This is a genomic window from Nocardia otitidiscaviarum NBRC 14405 (genome assembly GCF_000308635.1).
GTDB classification, from domain to species: domain Bacteria; phylum Actinomycetota; class Actinomycetes; order Mycobacteriales; family Mycobacteriaceae; genus Nocardia; species Nocardia otitidiscaviarum.
This window is the reverse complement of record NZ_BAGD01000106.1, coordinates 72,485-90,082: the sequence shown is the minus strand read 5'-3', so window position 1 is coordinate 90,082 and position 17,598 is coordinate 72,485. Positions and strand designations below refer to the sequence as shown.

The window sequence follows — 17,598 nt, the reverse complement described above, 5'->3', positions numbered from 1 at the left end:
CATTCGCCACTGTGAGTTTCCGCGCACCGACCGATTCCGCACGAAGGTGCCGGAGGCGCGTTTCGACGACAGTTCTCGCGATGGGCGGCTGTGTCGGGGTGTCCGGTCGCGTCAGCGGAAGGCTTTGGACCCCGTGAGCGCCTCGCCGAGCACCAGTTGATGCACCTCCGCCGTGCCCTCGTAGGTGAGCACCGACTCCAGGTTGTTGGCGTGCCGCAGCACCGGATACTCCAGGGTGATGCCGTTCGCGCCGAGGATGGTGCGGCATTCGCGGGCGATGGCGATGGCGACCCGGGTGCTGTTGAGCTTGCCCGCGCTGATCTGCTCGGGGCGGATCTCGTGGCGGTCCTTGAGACGGCCCAGGTGCAGGGCGAGCAGTTGGCCGGTGCCGAGCTCGACGGCCATATCCGCCAGCTTGGCCTGGGTGAGCTGGTAGGCGGCCAGCGGTTTGTCGAAGACCTCCCGGGTGCGCGCGTAATCGATTGCGGCGGAAAGACAGTCGCGGGCCGCGCCGAGCGCGCCGAAGACGATGCCGAACCGCGCCTCGCTCAGGCAGCCGAGCGGCCCGGCCAGGCCGCGCGCTTCCGGCAGCAGTGCGTCGGCGGGCAGGCGGACGCCGTCCAGGGACAGTTCCGCGGTGATCGAGGCACGCAGCGACAGCTTGCGATGCATCTCGCGGGCGCTGAAACCCGGTGTGTCCGTGGGGACTACGAATCCGCGGACGACCTGCCGGTCTCCCTCCTGCGTCTGCGCCCAGACGATCGCCACGTCGGCCACCGAGCCATTGGTGATCCACATCTTGGCGCCGTCGAGAATCCAGTCGTCCCCGTCGCGCCGGGCCCGGGTCCGCATACCGCCCGGGTTGGACCCGAAATCCGGTTCGGTCAATCCGAAGCAGCCGATGAGCTGACCGGACGCCATCCCCGGCAGCCACCGCTGCTTCTGCTCCTCCGACCCGTACTTGTGGATGGCGGTCATGGCCAGCGACCCCTGCACCGAAACCATGCTCCGCACACCGGAATCCACGGCCTCCAGCTCCATGCACGCCAGCCCGTACGCCGTCGCGGAGGTGCCCGCGCACCCGTACCCGTCCAGGTGCATGCCGAGCAGCCCCAGCTTCCCGAGCTCGGGCGCGATCTCCCGAACCGGGAATGTGCCCGCCTCGAACCAGTCCGCCACATTCGGCCGCAGCCGCTCCGCCGCGAAAGCCCGCACGGTATCCCGAATGTCGGTCTCCTCGGCGGACAGCAGAGACTCGATCGCGAACAGCTCGTCTACGGTGACCATTGCGCCAGCCTATGAGGGTGAGCCCGGTGCCACAACGCCCCCGATCACAACCCCCGATAGATGTCGCGTCGCCAGCCGACCGCCACCGCGAGCACCTGTCTGCGCGGGCGGGCTGCGGTGTCGAACGGTGATCAGGCGCGTGGGCCGAAGAGTTCGAGGAGGTGGGTTTGGCCGAACATCTCGGCGGCTTCGCGGGCGGTGGGGGCGCCGGCGTCGGGGCTGGCTCCGGCGGCGAGGAGGTCGCGGATGAGGTCGGCGTCGCCCTTGAAGACCGCGCCCGCGAGCGGGGTTTGGCCGGCGTCGTTGGTCTTGTCGGGGTCGGCGCCGCGGTCCAGCAGGACCTTCGTGGCGTCGCGGTGGCCGTGGTAGGCGGCGAGCATGAGCAGGCCGTCGCCGCGGGCGTTGGTGAGGTCGAGGGGGACGCCCGCGTCCAGGTAGGCGGCGAGGGTGGCGGCATCGCCCTGGCGAGCCAGATCGAAGATCTTGGTGGCCAGCTCGATGACGTCGGCGTCGGGCTGCGGGGTGTCGGCGTTCGCATCGCTCATGAGCCCAGTACTACCACCACCGGCCGATCGCGGCGGCGGATCGTCCCCGAGACGACCCGCGGCCGTCGCGCGGCGTGCACCCACCGCGAATTCGGGGCGATCGGCACGCGCAATAGACTCGGCTCATGAGCGATCAGCTGGGTTTCTCCACACGGGCCGTGCACGCCGGGTTCGACCCCGACCCTCAGACCGGTGCGGTGAACGTGCCCATCTACGCGAGTTCCACCTTCGCGCAGGACGGAGTGGGCGGAATGCGCGGCGGCTACGAGTACGCGCGCACCGGCAACCCGACCCGGACAGCTCTCGAAGCCAATCTGGCGGCGCTGGAGTCCGGCAGCTACGGGCGGGCGTTCGCCTCCGGCATGGCCGCCACCGACTGCGCGCTGCGCGCCACCCTGCGGCCCGGCGATCACCTGGTGATCCCGAACGACGCCTACGGCGGCACCTTCCGGCTGATCGACAAGGTGTTCACCGAATGGGGCATCGAGTACTCGGTCGCCGCGGTGAGCGACGCCGATGAGGTGGCGCGGGCCATGCGCCCCAACACCAAGCTGGTGTGGATCGAGACCCCGACCAATCCGCTGCTGAACATCGGCGATATCGCGGCCATCGCCGAGGTCGCGCACCAGGGCGGCGCGAAGCTGGTGGTGGACAACACCTTCGCCTCGCCCTATCTGCAGCAGCCGCTGCTGCTGGGCGCGGATATCGTGATCCACTCGACCACCAAATACCTGGGCGGGCACTCCGATGTGGTCGGCGGTGCGCTCATCACCGACGACCAGGAGTTGGACGCCAAGTTCGCGTTCCTGCAGAACGGCGCGGGCGCGGTTCCCGGCCCCACCGACGCCTTCCTGACGCTGCGCGGCATCAAGACGCTGGCCCTGCGCATGGACCGGCATTGCGACAATGCCGAGACGCTGGCCGAATTCCTCGCCAACCATCCGAAGATCGCCCAGGTCATCTATCCGGGGCTGCCGGAGCACCCGGGGCACACCGTGGCGCAGAAGCAGATGCGGCGCTTCGGCGGCATGATCTCGGTGCGCCTGCACGGGGGCAAGGACGCGGCACTCGACTTCTGCGCCCGCACCAAGATCTTCACCCTGGCCGAATCGCTGGGCGGCGTGGAATCGCTCATCGAACATCCGGGCGCGATGACGCACGCGTCGACGGCGGGCTCGGCCCTCGAGGTTCCGGCGGACCTGGTCCGGCTGTCGGTGGGCATCGAGGATGTGAGCGATCTGCTCTCCGATATCGAGCAGGCGCTGGCCTGACCGGATCCATGTACACGAAACGGCCGCATCGGAGGAGATCCGATGCGGCCGTTCGCGTTCGACGAGCGGGGCACCTCCCGGGCCGGCCACGCCATGCGGCATGGCGACCCACCCCGGGGTCATCGCGGTATTCGGTTCGCCGAGCCGTGCTGTCCGCGCCCACTATCGAGTGCGGCCCCCGGTCTGTGAGGACCGGGGGCCGCGATGCCCGATGCGGTCTTTCCTCAGCTGTGGTAGGGCTCGGCGCTGACCAGCGTCACCTTCATGGTGTTGCCGTTGGGCAGCGTGTACTCGCGCGTCTCGCCCACCTTGGCGTCGATCAGAGCGCCGCCCAGCGGCGAATTCGGCGAGTAGGTTTCCAGGTCGGCGCGGCCCAAACCCTCTTCGCGGGTCGCGATCAGGAACGTCTCGGTATCGGTCTCGTCACCGTCGTAGTAGACCTTGACGACGGAACCCGGCAGGGCGACACCCGACTTGCTCGGCGGCACACCCACCTTGGCGTTGTTGAGCAGTTCCTGCAGCTGGCGGATGCGCGCCTCCTGCTGGCCCTGCTCTTCACGCGCGGCGTGGTAGCCGCCGTTCTCCTTGAGGTCGCCTTCTTCACGGCGTTCGTTGATTTCGGCCGCGATGACCGGACGGTTGGCGATGAGCGCGTCGAGTTCGCCCTTGAGCCTCTCGTGCGACTCCGGGGTCAGCCAGGTCACGTTCGTCTCAGTCATCTCGATCACTCCCTAGTAGTTGTTCCCGGCATGCCGGGATTCCCTGATACCCGTCGCCGAAACCGCCTCGAGCGGGCACAGCGACAGTGAGCGGCTAGAGCGATCTCTGGGGGAGGTACCCGACAGCGCTGGCCGCCAATGCAGCAAACACGGCTCCGAGGTCCGGAACCGTGTGTCGGATCATTTTAGCACGATTCGGAAATGCGCAGGTAGAAGCGCCAAAGCGGGTCGCTTACCGGACTTTTCAGCCAGCGTGCAGGTAGGCGGGTACCTTGTCGCTACAACCGTAGACGCTGGCCGCGCCCGTACGGGCCGAGGTGCGGATGACGGTATCGATCCGGACGGTTTTGTCCGTTGAGCCCGCGATCAGCACCTCGCGACGGCCGACCTCGACCTGGTCGGGGTCCAATGCCCGAACGTAGCACACGACCGGTTTGTTCGGCTCCGCACGCGTGACCTTGAAGTCGAGGGTCACGGTGGAGTCGTCGATGACGTCGTAGCCGATGCGCTCGGCCTCGATGTCCTGTGGTCCGTACTGGCGATAGCCCAGGTAGGCGACTACGAGACCGGCGACGACGACCAGAACGCCGAGCAGGATCAGGACCGATCGGGGGGCCTTGCGCGGTGCTGTTCCATACCGGTCGGCCGGTCTCTGGATCACCACTGCGCGCTCCCGGGGGGTAGGTCGGAACAAATAACAATCGGATGGAACTATAGGGAATGAAGATCTGACACCCCCTGCCTGGACTACCCGGCGGAGAGCATTGAGGTGAAGACTGTGATCGGTGAGGTGAACGAGAAGTGAGCGGACTTCGCCTCATGGCGGTGCATGCCCATCCCGACGACGAATCCAGCAAGGGCGCGGCGACCACGGCCCGCTACGCCGCGGAAGGGCACGAGGTCCTCGTCGTCACCCTCACCGGCGGTGAGCGCGGCGACATCCTGAACCCCGCCATGAACATCCCCGGCATTCTCGACCGGATTTCCGACGTGCGCCGCGAGGAGATGGCGGAGGCGGCCAAGGCGCTCGGCGTCCGGCAGACCTGGCTGGGATTCGTGGACTCCGGGCTGCCCGAGGGCGACCCGCTGCCGCCGCTGCCCGAGGGCTGCTTCGCGCTGGTGCCCCTCGACGAGGCCACCGAGGCGCTGGTGAAGGTGGTGCGCGAATTCAAGCCGCACGTCATCACCACCTATGACGAGATGGGCGGCTACCCGCACCCGGACCACATCATGTGCCACAAGGTGTCGGCGGCCGCGTTCGACGCCGCGGGCGATCCCGAGCGCTTCCCCGACGCGGGCGAGCCGTGGACGCCGCTGAAGCTGTACTACAACCACGGCTTCAGCCTGGCCCGGCTGGAACTGTTCGCCGAGGAGTACGAGCGCATCGGCGAACCGTTCCCCATGCAGGACTGGATGGACCGCATGCGCAAGTACGCCGCCGAGCGCGGCGATATCATGGCTCGTGTCACCACCCAGGTCGAATGCGCCAAGTACTTCCCGCAGCGCGACGACGCCCTGCGCGCACACGCCACGCAGATCGACCCGAACGGCGCGTTCTTCGCGATTCCACTGGAGATGCAGCAGCGGCTGTGGCCCACCGAGGAGTTCGAACTCGCCCAGACCCGGGTGCGCACCGCCATCCCGGAGACCGACCTGTTCGCCGGAATCGAAGACGCCGACGAGGAAGCCCCCCGATGATCACAGCCCTGCTCGCCCAGACCCCCGGCACCCCGACCGGTCCGGAGTTCGGCAAGGCGTCCCCGCTGGGGCTGGTCATCGTCCTGGTGCTGCTGGCAGGCACGGTGCTGCTCATCTGGAGCATGAACAAGCACATCAAGAACCTGCCCGCCACCTTCTCCCCGGAGCACCCGGAACCGGATCAGGCGGCGGACGAGGGCACCGACCCCGGAGCCGTGCGGGCCGAGGCGGAGCCGGTCGAGCAGGGCGGGAAGAACGAATCATCGGGCGCTTCCTGAGCCTCGCCCGAACCGATCGGAGCCCGCGCCGGACATCCGGCGCGGGCTCCGATCGTGAGCGAGGGAAGTTTGGTCGCCCTGAGAGCCTGGTACCTGTGCACTCGGGCGCGGTGGACCACTGTAGCGGCGGCGACTCGGCCGCCGCATCCGAATTTTCGGCGTCCGGCACATCCGCGCCGTTCCCGGCGAATTCGGTCTCCCGGTTCGGGGCCGAGTGATGCCGCCGTGCAACGGCCATCAACTCTGACGCCACTTCGCATCGGGCAGGAAGTGCACGTCGAAACGCTGTTGTTCCGGCAGCAGGCTCGCGAAATCGGCCCGACCGTGTTGGATTCGGCCGAGTTGGCGGAAGTACTCGAACCGGTCGACGCCGGGGCCGAGGACGATGAGCACGTCGGCCGTCGAGTCGGGTACCGCGCCGAAGGCGTGCGGCATGCCCGGCGGCACGATGATCAGGCTGCCCGCCGTCACGGTCGTGGATCGACCGTCGAGGTAGAACTCCATGGTGCCGTCGAGGATGTAGAACAGCTCCGCGGACCGGGTATGACGGTGCGGTGCGGCGCCGTCCGCGCCCAGACCGAGGGTGAGGCGGTTGACGCTCAGCGCACCCGCGGTGTCACCGGCTTCGGCGAGCAGATGGAAGGCTCCGCCGTGCGGCAGCGCCACGGTTTCGGCGGTCGCGTTCGGGACGATCAGGGCGGTGGTGGACGACATGGCTTGCTCCTTCGTTCGGTGCCGATACCAGTGCACCTCGGGAAGAAAGCGCGAACCAGAAGCGGTTACCGCACACAGTGATCACGAATCCAGATCGGTCGGAGGCGCGGTGGAACTGCGGCAGCTCGAATACTTCGTGGCCGTGGCCGAGGAGGGCGGCTTCGGGCGGGCGGCGCAGCGGCTGAGCATCGTGCAGTCGGCGGTGAGCCAGCAGATCGCGCGGCTGGAACGCGAATTCGGGGTGCGCCTGTTCGACCGGTCGACCCGGCACGTGCGGCTCACCGGGCCGGGGGAGCGGCTGCTGCTGGAGGCGCGCGCGGTACTGGCCGCCGCGCACCGCATGCGCGGGGCCGCGATCGAGATCGTGGCGGGGACCGACGGTGTGCTGCGGTTGGGTACCGTCCACGCACCCGGCGATCGGGTCTACCGCGCCCTGAACGAATTGGCCTCGATCGCGCCCCGTCTGCGGGTTCGCCCCCGACGGCTGCCTCCGGCCGAGCGACTGGCCGCGGTGCGGTCGGGGGAGTTGGATGCCGTGCTGGTGCGCGCCCTGCGCGGGGCACCCGCTCTCGAGGTGCTGGAGGTCTGGGACGATCCGCTGTACGTGGCGCTTCCCGCCGCCCACCCGCTCGCCGCGCGTCCCGAGCTGCGACTCGATCAGTTGGGGCGCATTCCGCTGCGACTGGCCGACCGCACCGCCAATCCCGCGTTCCACGACCTGATCACCGAGTCGTGCCGAGCGGCCGGTATCGCCCCGCCCGCCGGACCGCCGTTCACCACCTTGCAGCAGACACTCGCCGAAATCGCTTCCGGCACACCGTCGTGGACGGTTTTCTACGCGGTCTCCACCCTGCCGCGCATGCCCGGAGTGGCGATCGTTCCCCTGGCCGAAGTATCGGTGGCCACGGCGCTCGCGGTGCCGCCCGGTCCGCCCGGCCCCGTCGTCCGGCATCTGCTCGAGGCATTGCGGCGCACCCCGGTCGATGCGAGCTGAACCGGATCTCGGGAAGCACGCTCGCCAGCGGTCCTAGCAGTGCGCGTGACGAGCGGGTTGTCTCGCCGTCGCCCGGATCGGTCGCGGCGTCCATCGCTGACCGAGGCGGGCGCATCGCTGTCACGGCCTGAGGTGAGGGGCGTCGGCCGCTTCGGCGCGTGCCGAAGCGGCCGGTGGAACCGGCTCACCACTGGCCGGGCACGTACTCCCCGCCCGGCAGCCCCGCGATGACATTGAGGCGGTTCCAGGCGTTGATGGTGGCGATGAGGGTGATCAGTGCGGCGATCTGGTCGTCGTCGTAGTGCTTGCGGACCTCGGACCAGGTCTGCTCGGAGATGCCGCGGCCGTTGTCGGCCAGCCGGGTGCCTTCCTCGGTGAGTGCGAGGGCGGCGCGTTCGGCCTCGGTGAAGACCGTCGACTCGCGCCAGGCGGCGATCATGGCCAGGCGCAGCGGCGTCTCGCCCGCATGCGCGGCGTCCTTGGTGTGCATGTCCAGGCACATCCCGCAGCCGTTGATCTGGGAGGCGCGGATCTTCACCAGTTCCTGGGTGGGCTTGGGCAGGGTGGAATCGTCGGTCACGCGGGCCGCGGTCACCAGGCGCTTGGTGAACTTGGCGGCGACTTCGTTCTCGTACAGGGCGAACCGGGTCATCGTCTTCTCTTTCCTGTTCGGGTTCGTGGTGCTTCGACAGGTTGACGACGCGGTCGGCTGGGGTGTGACATCGCTCGGCGATACAGTTCGGGAAAGTGGATCGGGAGGAGCCGGGATGACGAAGCCGCCACTGCTGTTGCTGCACGGTGTGACCATGTCGGGGCGGGCGTGGAAGGAATTGTCGCCCAGCCTCTCCGAACGCCACGAGGTGCTCGCGCCGACCCTGCGGGGGCATCGGGGTGGCGTGCCGCTGGAGCGGCGGCCGGTGCGGGTTCGCGATCTGGTCGACGATATGGAGCGGCTGCTCGATGAGAAAGGTTGGGAGACAGCGCATCTGGCCGGGAACTCGCTCGGCGGGTGGATCGCGGTGGAACTCGCCCGGCGTGGTCGGGCGCGCACCGTCTGTGCGCTGTCGCCCGCCGGATTCTGGACGGCCGGTGTAGCGGAGCAGACGCACGGCACCACGACACTGCGGTGGCTCGCCCGATTGGCCTCGGTCACGCACCGTCTCGCGCCGGTGGGCCTCGCCGTTCCACCGGTGCGCAAACTGTTGCTACGCGAGGTGGCACAGCACGGCGAGCGACTGTCCCGCGCGGACGCCACCGCCATCGTGGACGATCTGGTCGGCTGTGCGGCGACCATGGACATCCTCGCTTCCACCGAGGAAATCGCGCTGCTGGACCCGGTGCCGTGCCCGATGACGATCGCCTGGTCGGAACATGACCGCATTCTGCCGCTCGACGTCAATGGCGCTATTGCGCGGGAACGGGTGCCCGGTGCGCGGTTCGAGGTGCTCACCGGCGTCGGTCACGTCCCGATGATCGACGATCCGGCCCGGGTGGTCCGCGTCATCGAGAACGCCACCGGCGTGCGTGAGGTGTCCGGAGAGCCGGTCGAGTAGCGCGGTCAGGATCGGCGGCTCCCCGTGTAGACCCAGCCTCCTGCGGGCAGCCGTACTTCGCCGTCGATCTCGTACGGGCGCAGGGCGGTGACGAGGGCATCCCGGATCCGGCGCAGCGTCGTCGGTTCGGCGGACGAGACGAAGCCGCGCAACTGGGCTCGGAGCAGAAAGTCGGTGGCGTCCACCGCATCTCGCCCCAGCGGGGCGTGATAGGCCACCGGGGTGGCGGCGCGATCCACGAATCCGGCGCGGTCGAGGATCGCGTCGACGACGGAGGGGTCGGCGAAGTCCGTCACCGCGGACAGCTGCTCGCCGAAGTCGGCTGCGGGCAGATGCGCGATGAGCGTCGCGAGAATCGGATTGTCTCGTTCGTCCAGTTCTCGGTGGCAGAGAAAGGTGATTCGGCCGCCCGGCACCAGCGCACGACCGATATTGTCGAAGGCGGCTACCGGATCCTCGAAGAACATGGTCCCGGCCCGGCTGATCGCCACCTCGAATGCCGCTGTGGCGAAGGGGAATACCTGAGCGTCGCCCTGTTCGAAAGTGATGTTGTCGATACCCTCGTCGACCGCCGTCCGGCGGGCGCTGTCCAGCATGGGGGCCGAGATGTCGAGACCCATCGCGTGGCCGCGCACGGCGAGCCGGGCGGCGATCCTCGTGGTCTGCCCGGTGCCGCACCCGATATCGAGGACCCGATCGGTGGGCAGGATGCGGGCGGCGTCGAAAAGGGCCGCGTTGACGGGTGCGGCCATGGCGTCGTACCGGGCCTGATGTGCCGCCCAGTGCGCGCCGTCGGCGCCGTTCCATAGTCGGTGCTGTTCGATATTGGCGATTTCCATGCCGCAACCATCCCGGGCGGCGCTGTCAAACCGCGCTCATCGGTCTGCCAGGCTTGTTCGGGTGCGATCGGGTCCCGGTAACGCGTCGTCTCGTCCCGCCGACGGTATTGATACAGGCCGACCGGTCGGCCCGTCGTGTCCGGCGTGATCGACGACCGTGGTAGACACCGCCGGTAGCAGTGCACGACAGCTCGTAGACAACCGCCCGACGTCGAGTGGAGTACGAATCATGAAACGCACGATCCGGTACCTGACCGCCGCCACCTTCCTGGGCGCGGGTGTGGCCGTCGCCGCCGCGCCCGCCAATGCCGAACACCCGGGCAGCCCCTGCCAGCTCGGCTGGTCGAATGTGGAGCCGCGCTCCTGTGAGCAGAACAGCTTCAACCTCGCCCCCACCTGGACCCTCGGCAACGGCATCTGCGCGGGCATGTTCACCACCGGCGGCACCGCCTTCGACGGCCCCCTGTACGAGTACTCCGAAGCACCCGGCGCCACGCATTCGGTAGTCCTGCGCATCACCCAGGGCTTCTCGCCCGTCGGCTACTGGGGTCCGCAGTTCCTCGCCTGCGATGTCACCGCGGTGGTCGACTGGCACAACATCGACACCGGCCAGTCCGGCAGCGTCAGTCAGTTCGTCCCCGCGGGGCAGCGCTCCGCCCCGGCCATCCTGGTGGCGCACACCGGGCCGGGTCGGGTGCAGCTCACCGTGCGCACCGACCGCCCGTCCATTCCGGCGACAGCGGAGGTGTTCGTGCCGTAGGCCGTCACCCGAACGCGCGGTCGAGGCCGAATCCGCCGGGACCGCCGCACCCGGCGCGACTCACCACGACTCGATCAGCGCGGTGTCATGATCGCGCCGCTGCCACTGCTCGGTGAGGCGGGCCAGCCGGTGCGGGGCCGCGATGCCGTACACGCCAGCGATCTTGCCGTCGTGAACCTCCAGGACCGTGACGCCCAGCACCCGGCCGTCGAGTACGAAGAGCATGGCCGGGCTGTCGTTCACCACGGCGGCGTGGATCGAGGGCGAGCCGCCCGCGATCTTTCGCTTGGCCGCCGACGGTGTGAAGCCGGCTCGCAGCGCGGCGGCGAGCCGCCGCGGGGTCCCGTACCGGATCAACTTCTCCGCCAGCCCCATAACGCCGTCGGAGACGCCGGTCGCGTCGGCGGTCAGCAGTGCGACCAGGCGTTCGGTCCGGCCCGAGGAGGCGGCATCGACGAACGCCTCGACAATGCGCCGCGCGGAGGCCGGGTCGGTGGCGGTGGGCATGCGCCGGGAGGTGACGCGGCGCCGGGCGCGGTGAGCGTGCTGCTGGCTGGCGGATTCGGTGATGTCGAGTATCTCGGCGATCTCGGCGTGGCTGTAGGAGAAGGCTTCTCGCAGCACGTACACGGCCCGTTCGACCGGCGAGAGCCGCTCCATGACCGTCAGCACCGCCAAGCTCACCGATTCCCGCTGCACGGCGGTATCGGCCGGGCCCAGCATCGGGTCGCCGTCGAGCAGCGGCTCGGGCAGCCACGCGCCGACCGTGCGCTCGCGCCGAACAGCGGCCGAACGCAGTCGGTCCAGCGCCAGATTGGTGACGACCTTGGTCAGCCAGGCCTCGGGCACCTCGATGCGGGTCCGGTCGGCGGCCTGCCACCGCAGGAAGGCGTCCTGCACCGCGTCCTCGGCATCGGCGGCCGAGCCGAGTAGCCGGTAGGCCAGCGAGGCCAGCCGAGGGCGGCTGGCCTCGAAACGTTCCACGGTGGCGGTGTCCATGGGGCCGACTGTAGGTGACGGCCACGCGGGGCGGGCCCACTCCGATGGCCGCTGATCGCGTGCCCGGGGCTGACGTCGGCGGGAGGGTCCGCCCGCCGAGGTCCACACTTCGCCTACCGGTTCGGGCCGTCTCGGACATCTGACCGCTACGGTGCGACCGGTTGCCATGCGTGTTCACCGGCGGTCGCCAAGCGGTAGTCGTGATTCAGCTTTCCGAAGGTCGGACGGCTGGTGGCCCAGGCGCTGACCGCCACGATCGCCGCCTTGACCAACGCGGCGGGCCGCCCACACAGTGCTCCGGGCTTGGCGTTGGCGTCCTTGTCGACCAACTGGAAGATCCCGTCCCTGCGGCCGAGGCTGATGTGGTTGCCGACATACGACAGCGCGGTGGCCTTGACCTCGCGCCCGGTCAGATCCCCGACGATCGCCGACGCCGCCTGCGTGCCGGTGTAGCCCGCCGACGCGCACGACATCGGCAACGGCCGACCGTTGTCACCGAGGATGAAGACGCTGTCTCCGGCGGCATACACGTTCGGGTGCGAGATGGACCGCATCTGCCGGTCGACGGTGATCCGACCGTTGGGCTCGGTCGCGAGATCGCTGGCGGCGGCGATGGGGTGGACGGCGAAGCCGGCGGTCCACACGGTCGCGTCGGAGGCGAATACGGTGCCGTCGGCGGCGACGGCCCGCGCCGCCTCCACTCGCTCGATGGCGGTGTGCTCGTGGTTCGTGATCCCGAACCGGTCGAAGGCACGCAGCAGGTGAGCGCGCGCCTTCGGACCCAGCCAGCCGCCCAGTTCGCCTCGGGTGGCGAGGCTGACCCGCAGCTCCGGGTGGGCTTCGGCGATCTCGGTCGCGGACTCGATCGCGGTCAGGTTGCCGCCGACCACCAGCACCTGACCGCCCTCGCCCAGTTCGTCCAGGCGGGCACGCAGGGCGAGCGCGGCCGGCCGGGCGGCCACATGGAAGGCGTGCTCGGCGACGCCCGGCACGCCGTGATCGGCGACGGTGCTGCCGAGTGTGTAGAGCAGCGTGTCGTACTCGAGCCGGTCCACGCCGTCGCCGTCGGCGACCGTGACCGCCCGCCGGTCGACGTCGATGCCGGTCACTCGCGCCACCCGCACCCGAATGCCGGTGCCCGCGAACACTTCCGCGAGCGGACGGTGAGGAAGATCGTGCCCGGCGGCGAGCTGGTGCAGCCGCAGCCGCTCGACGAAATCGGGTTCGGCGTTGACCACGGTGATCTCGAAGTCGTCGGCGTGCAGTTGGCGGGCCAGGTATCCGGCGGAGTAGGCCCCGGCGTACCCGGCTCCGAGAACGACGATGCGGTGGGTCATGATTCGCTCCTGTCTGGTTCGCGTACTGCCTGAACGAGACAGGCACCGAATCCCTGACAGGGTGCGGTTGTGACGTGGGCCACCATCTCCCCGTTCGGTGGCTCAGCGGGTCAGCCAGCTCGCGCAGCGACGTATCAGGAACGGCATCACCACCCCGGTCATCGCGGCCCCGGCGGCCGGCAGGATGATCGCCGGCCGCACCCGCGCACGTGGCGGTGCTGCGGGCCGCTATCGACCATCTCACCGATCGAGCACTCCGGAAAGTGCGGCGACGGCTCGGGAATTAGGGCACTCATCCGATAGTGCGGTCCCGGTGCGCGCCATACGGTGAAGGCGCCGCGTGATAGTCGAAACCGGTTCCGGGAGCACGCTTTCGGACCGCCTAACTGGAGGTATCTACCGACCATGAGACGCACTCGTGAGTTTCACCCCGCCCCTTGTCTCCGGGGCGGCGGCACGCGGACCGCCGCGCTCCGCATCGCAGCGGTGCTGGGCGGCGCGGCATTGGCGCTCGCCGGCTGCACCACCGACTCCACCGGTAGTGCACCGGCTCCAGGCGAGGCCACCGCAGTGACGACCACCACCGGCGCGCTCACGACAAACCCCGGGAACGGGGCCACGACGCCGCCGGGAGACGGCGGCACGAAGGCACCGGAACCCACGCGGGCCGACAGCCCCGCGCCCGATCCCGCTCCGGTCGACAGCCCCGTATCGGAACCCACGCGGGCCGACACCGCCGCGCCGACCACGGAGTCCGGTGCCTTCTGGGATCCCTGTTCGCTCCCCGAATCCGATCTCGTCGCGGTGGGATTGGACCCCGCTACCGAGGTGCGAATGACCGAATCGATGTTCGCGGCCTGCGAGTGGCTGTCCACCGATCGAACCTTCGAACTGATCCTGACGCACTCGGGCGATTCGATGGACTACGTCCTCACGCCCGGAAACTACAAGGACCTCCGCCGCAGCGAGTACTACGGTCGCGAGTTCGCCGTATTCCGCGCGGCATCCGACAGCGACAACATCGGCTGCCTGCTCGTCACCCCCGCCGAATCCGGCAGCTTCGTGTTCACCCTGCGGAACTCCCAGCCAGATGGGGAGGACGCGTGCCTCGCCATCCAGCGAGTCGGCGGCGGACTGCTCAATTCCCTGCCCTGACTCCTCCGGCCACACATCCACTGCGGCCTGCCTGCGCCGACTCCCGCTCCCGACCGGTATCGGTGCGGCGACGCTGGTCGATGCGGGTTCGTGTGCGATATCGAGAAACGCTGTTCGATCCGGCAGGCGCAGGTTGCAGGGTGGTGTTGCTACACCCCCGATAGCCGCACACTGGTTGGGTCCGGCGTCGGGCGGCAGGCTCGAACGCATGACCTCCTATGTTGCTCACAGCAATGGCCGCTCCGCGACCGCCCAGGACTTGACTCCGCTTGCCTTCGCCGGGTACGCCCACTTCACCGCTATGCAAGTGCGGGACGGCCGCATTCGCGGGCTCGACCTGCATCTGGAGCGGCTGCGGAATGCGTCGGCGCGGATGTTCGGCCGCGCATTGCCGGACGAGCAGATCCGGGCGTATCTGCGGACCGCGCTCGCGGACGGTCCGGCCGACCTGTCGTTGACCGTGACGGTGTACTCACCGGCAGGCGAATTCACTGTCGCCGGAACCGATATCGAGCCCGAGGTGCTGATTCGGACCGGACCTGCCTCGTCGGGTCCGGACGGTCCGCTCGCGCTCGCGGCGATCGAGCACGAGCGGGTCCTGCCCACCGTGAAGCACGTCGGCGAGGTGGCCAAGACGTATTACCTGCGTGAGGCCGTCGAGAAGGGTTTCGACGATGCCGCGTTCCTCGACCGCCATGGTCGGTTCAGTGAGGCATCCATCTGGAATCTGGCCTTCTGGGACGGGACCGCGGTGGTGTGGCCGATGGCGGATATGTTGCACGGCACCACGATGGGAATAGTGCGCAGGCAGCTCGAGCGGCTCGGAGTTGCCCAACGTGACCAGGAAATCCGCCTATCGGACCTTTCGGCGCTGTCCGGTGCGGTGGTCATGAACTCGTGGACGCCGGGCATCACGGTACACCGAATCGACTCGGTCTCCTTTTCCGAGACAGCAGAGTTCGTCGAGCTGCTGCACCGAGCCTATGACGCCGAACCACTCCTCGTGCCATGAGAAATGGTGACGACCGCCTGCGGGGCCAGCCGTTCCTCGGTCTCGGCGTCACTGGTGAACCGACCGGTCCTGTGTGTGTCCAGTCGAGGCGGCCTTGCTCTGCCGTGCCATTGCTGTGGTGGGGGTCGACGCATGCTGACCGGATCGATCGGGACAATGGTGATGCAACTGGTCCGGCCCCGTAGGGTAGGGCATGGGTCACACTGTGTGCTTCCGGGCGTGGGAGGTTGGAACCGTGAACCGATTGGCGAGTGCGACATCGCCTTACCTGCGTCAGCACGCTGACAATCCGGTCGATTGGCGGGAGTGGGATGCCCAGGCGCTGGCGGAAGCGGCCGCGCGGGATGTGCCGATACTACTGTCCGTAGGATACGCGAGTTGCCACTGGTGCCATGTCATGGCGCACGAGTCCTTCGAGGATGCCGCCACCGCCGCGCTCATGAACGAGAACTTCGTGTGTGTGAAGGTGGATCGGGAGGAGCGGCCGGATCTGGATGCCGTGTACATGGCGGCGACCGTCGCCATGACGGGGCAGGGGGGCTGGCCGATGACGTGTTTTCTGACTCCGGCGGGGGAGCCGTTCTATTGCGGGACCTACTACCCGAAGACGCCCCGGCACGGGATGCCGTCGTTCACGCAGTTGTTGACGGCGGTATCGGGGACGTGGCGGGATCGGCGCGGGGAGGTGGACCGGGCGGCCACGCAGGTGGGGGAGGCGCTGCGGCAGCAGTCGGGCGGGCTGCCGGACGGGACGGTGGCGGTCGGGCCGGAGCTGCTCGACCACGCGGTGACGGCGGTGCTGCGGGATCTGGATCACGAGCGCGGCGGGTTCGGGAACGCGCCCAAGTTTCCGCCGTCGGCGCTCCTGGAGGGGTTGCTGCGGGCCTATGAGCGCGGTGGGAACGAGCAGACGCTGCACGCGGTGACGTTCACGGCGGAGGCCATGGCACGCGGCGGTATCTACGATCAGCTGCGCGGCGGATTCGCGCGCTATTCGGTGGACGCCGCCTGGGTGGTGCCGCATTTCGAGAAGATGCTCTACGACAACGCGCAGCTGCTGCGGGTGTACGCGCACCTGGCGCGGCGGGTGCCGGACGCGGGCGCACCGGAAGCGCTGCCACTGCGAATCACCAGGGAGACAGCGCATTTCCTGCTCGACGACCTCGGCACCACACAGGGCGGTTTCGCGTCGGCGCTGGACGCGGACACGCATCTGGAACCGGGGCAGCCCGGTATCGAGGGCGCGACCTATGTGTGGACTCCGGCGGAGCTCAACGGCGCGTTGGGGGCCATCGATGGTGCTTGGGCCGCAGAGCTTTTCGGTGTCACCACGGCGGGCACCTTCGAACACGGCACCTCGGTGCTCACCCGCTACCGTGAGCCCAGCGGCGAATACGAACGCTACGAACGCATTCGGGAGACCCTGCGCGCCGCCCGCGACCGCCGCCCGCAGCCCGAACGCGACGACAAGGTGGTGACCGCCTGGAACGGCATGGCCATCACCGCACTGGCGGAGGCGGGTGGCGCGCACAGTCGCATGGACTGGATCGCGGCCGCCGAGGCGTGCGCGCTGTTCCTGCTGGACGTGCACGTGGTCGACGACCGGGTGTTGCGAGCCTCGCTCGGCGGCGTGGCGGGTGCGGCGCCCGGGGTACTGGAGGATTACGCCTGGCTCACAACGGGTTTGCTGGCGCTGCATCAGACCATCGGCGGTCGCGGCTGGCTCGACCACGCGCAGCGCATCCTGGACGCCGCCATCGCACACTTCGCCGATCCGGACGCGCCCGGCAGCTGGTTCGATACCGCCGACGACGCCGAAACCCTGGTCGCCCGCCCACGCGATCCCCTGGACGGAGCCACCCCGTCCGGGTCTTCAGCGATGGCCGAGGCGCTGCTCACGGCCGCCGCGCTCAGCGATCCGGATCGCGCCGCGCGCTACCGCGAACTCGCCGACCGCACCCTCGAACGTGGTGCGCTCGTGCTGGCCCGGGCACCCCGCTCGGGTGGGCACTGGCTGGCCGTCGCCGAGGCCGCCGTGCGCGGACCCATCCAGGTGGCGGTCGCCGTCTCGCCCGACGACAGTCAGGGCTACTCGGCCGGATTGGCGCTCACCGCATGGGAATCCGCGCCCGGTGGCACGGTGATCGTGACCGGTGCCCCGGACAGCGCCCCGCTGCTCTCCGACCGTCACCCCGTATCCGGTCGCTCCGCCGCCTACGTCTGTCGTGGCGCGGTCTGCGACCTCCCGGTCACCTCCACCGACGACCTGCGCGACTCCCTCGCCCGCTGAACCACGGCGCGGACTCCGAATCCCGTGTGCGTCAGCGCGAGACCGCTCGATCTCCCGGCAACGACGGTGATATCGGGGGCGTCGCGGTGGGTGCCGGACGAGCGGTGCCGGCGGTATCGGCTCGTCGGCCACGGGCGCGACGCGCGA

18 protein-coding genes are annotated in these 17,598 nt (G+C 69.1%); 9 read left to right on the top strand and 9 right to left on the bottom strand.

Annotated features, from left to right (window positions below; translation table 11 throughout):
- Positions 1–111 precede the first annotated feature (111 nt).
- The gene (locus ON31_RS24225) at positions 112–1,287 is read right to left on the bottom strand and encodes an acyl-CoA dehydrogenase family protein (RefSeq protein WP_039817049.1); all 1,176 of its coding nucleotides are present in this window, start codon (positions 1,285–1,287) and stop codon (positions 112–114) included.
- A gap of 131 nt (positions 1,288–1,418) precedes the next feature.
- Positions 1,419–1,832 (bottom strand): ankyrin repeat domain-containing protein, encoded by a 414-nt coding sequence (locus ON31_RS24220; RefSeq protein WP_039817048.1) that lies wholly within the window; start codon positions 1,830–1,832, stop codon positions 1,419–1,421.
- 125 nt (positions 1,833–1,957) lie between these two features.
- On the opposite strand from ON31_RS24220, the gene ON31_RS24215 reads away from it, so the two are divergent.
- Positions 1,958–3,103, top strand: a complete 1,146-nt coding sequence (locus ON31_RS24215; RefSeq protein WP_029931335.1) for a cystathionine gamma-synthase — start codon at positions 1,958–1,960, stop codon at positions 3,101–3,103.
- Positions 3,104–3,327: 224 nt separating this feature from the next.
- Here ON31_RS24215 and greA read toward each other — a convergent pair whose 3' ends face one another.
- Complete coding sequence (greA, locus tag ON31_RS24210) at positions 3,328–3,822, bottom strand: transcription elongation factor GreA (RefSeq protein ID WP_029931336.1); 495 nt, start codon at positions 3,820–3,822, stop codon at positions 3,328–3,330.
- 244 nt (positions 3,823–4,066) lie between these two features.
- Positions 4,067–4,486 carry a DUF4307 domain-containing protein gene (locus ON31_RS24205; protein ID WP_235204515.1) on the bottom strand — a complete coding sequence of 140 codons (420 nt, stop codon included), beginning with the start codon at positions 4,484–4,486 and terminating at the stop codon, positions 4,067–4,069.
- Between the two features lie 155 nt (positions 4,487–4,641).
- Between ON31_RS24205 and mca the strand changes: the two genes are divergently transcribed.
- Positions 4,642–5,520 (top strand): mycothiol conjugate amidase Mca, encoded by an 879-nt coding sequence (gene mca, locus ON31_RS24200; protein ID WP_029931338.1) that lies wholly within the window; start codon positions 4,642–4,644, stop codon positions 5,518–5,520.
- Positions 5,517–5,798, top strand: a complete 282-nt coding sequence (locus tag ON31_RS24195) for a hypothetical protein (RefSeq protein ID WP_039817047.1) — start codon at positions 5,517–5,519, stop codon at positions 5,796–5,798. The genes mca and ON31_RS24195 overlap by 4 nt, the downstream gene beginning before the upstream one ends.
- Positions 5,799–6,035: 237 nt before the next feature.
- Here the strand turns inward: ON31_RS24195 and ON31_RS24190 are convergent, their stop codons facing one another.
- Positions 6,036–6,512, bottom strand: a complete 477-nt coding sequence (locus tag ON31_RS24190; protein WP_039817046.1) for a cupin domain-containing protein — start codon at positions 6,510–6,512, stop codon at positions 6,036–6,038.
- A 109-nt stretch (positions 6,513–6,621) separates the two neighbouring features.
- Here ON31_RS24190 and ON31_RS24185 point away from each other — a divergent pair, with 109 nt between their 5' ends.
- The gene (locus ON31_RS24185; protein ID WP_039817045.1) at positions 6,622–7,506 is read left to right on the top strand and encodes a LysR family transcriptional regulator; all 885 of its coding nucleotides are present in this window, start codon (positions 6,622–6,624) and stop codon (positions 7,504–7,506) included.
- 184 nt (positions 7,507–7,690) lie between these two features.
- On the opposite strand, the gene ON31_RS24180 is transcribed toward ON31_RS24185, so the two are convergent.
- The gene (locus ON31_RS24180) at positions 7,691–8,158 is read right to left on the bottom strand and encodes a carboxymuconolactone decarboxylase family protein (RefSeq protein ID WP_029931340.1); all 468 of its coding nucleotides are present in this window, start codon (positions 8,156–8,158) and stop codon (positions 7,691–7,693) included.
- Between the two features lie 115 nt (positions 8,159–8,273).
- Between ON31_RS24180 and ON31_RS24175 the strand changes: the two genes are divergently transcribed.
- Positions 8,274–9,059 (top strand): alpha/beta fold hydrolase, encoded by a 786-nt coding sequence (locus ON31_RS24175; RefSeq protein ID WP_051037685.1) that lies wholly within the window; start codon positions 8,274–8,276, stop codon positions 9,057–9,059.
- Between the two features lie 5 nt (positions 9,060–9,064).
- Here ON31_RS24175 and ON31_RS24170 read toward each other — a convergent pair whose 3' ends face one another.
- Positions 9,065–9,898, bottom strand: coding sequence for a class I SAM-dependent methyltransferase (locus ON31_RS24170; RefSeq protein ID WP_039817044.1), 834 nt, complete (start codon positions 9,896–9,898; stop codon positions 9,065–9,067).
- A gap of 229 nt (positions 9,899–10,127) precedes the next feature.
- On the opposite strand from ON31_RS24170, the gene ON31_RS38160 reads away from it, so the two are divergent.
- Positions 10,128–10,658, top strand: a complete 531-nt coding sequence (locus tag ON31_RS38160) for a hypothetical protein (RefSeq protein ID WP_228810703.1) — start codon at positions 10,128–10,130, stop codon at positions 10,656–10,658.
- A gap of 60 nt (positions 10,659–10,718) precedes the next feature.
- Here the strand turns inward: ON31_RS38160 and ON31_RS24160 are convergent, their stop codons facing one another.
- Both ON31_RS24160 and ON31_RS24155 read right to left on the bottom strand, forming a co-directional pair.
- On the bottom strand, positions 10,719–11,657 hold the full coding sequence (locus tag ON31_RS24160; RefSeq protein ID WP_039817043.1) for a sigma-70 family RNA polymerase sigma factor: 939 nt from the start codon (positions 11,655–11,657) through the stop codon (positions 10,719–10,721).
- 146 nt (positions 11,658–11,803) lie between these two features.
- Positions 11,804–12,994 carry an NAD(P)/FAD-dependent oxidoreductase gene (locus tag ON31_RS24155; RefSeq protein WP_039817042.1) on the bottom strand — a complete coding sequence of 397 codons (1,191 nt, stop codon included), beginning with the start codon at positions 12,992–12,994 and terminating at the stop codon, positions 11,804–11,806.
- Between the two features lie 405 nt (positions 12,995–13,399).
- On the opposite strand from ON31_RS24155, the gene ON31_RS24150 reads away from it, so the two are divergent.
- The 3 genes from ON31_RS24150 to ON31_RS24140 all read left to right on the top strand — a co-directional run bounded on the left by ON31_RS24150 (position 13,400) and on the right by ON31_RS24140 (position 17,451).
- On the top strand, positions 13,400–14,149 hold the full coding sequence (locus ON31_RS24150) for a DUF3558 family protein (RefSeq protein WP_081592692.1): 750 nt from the start codon (positions 13,400–13,402) through the stop codon (positions 14,147–14,149).
- Between the two features lie 208 nt (positions 14,150–14,357).
- Positions 14,358–15,161: an aminotransferase class IV family protein gene (locus ON31_RS24145; protein ID WP_039817040.1), complete on the top strand. Its 804-nt coding sequence runs from the start codon at positions 14,358–14,360 to the stop codon at positions 15,159–15,161.
- 193 nt (positions 15,162–15,354) lie between these two features.
- On the top strand, positions 15,355–17,451 hold the full coding sequence (locus ON31_RS24140) for a thioredoxin domain-containing protein (RefSeq protein ID WP_051037684.1): 2,097 nt from the start codon (positions 15,355–15,357) through the stop codon (positions 17,449–17,451).
- Positions 17,452–17,598: the final 147 nt, after the last annotated feature.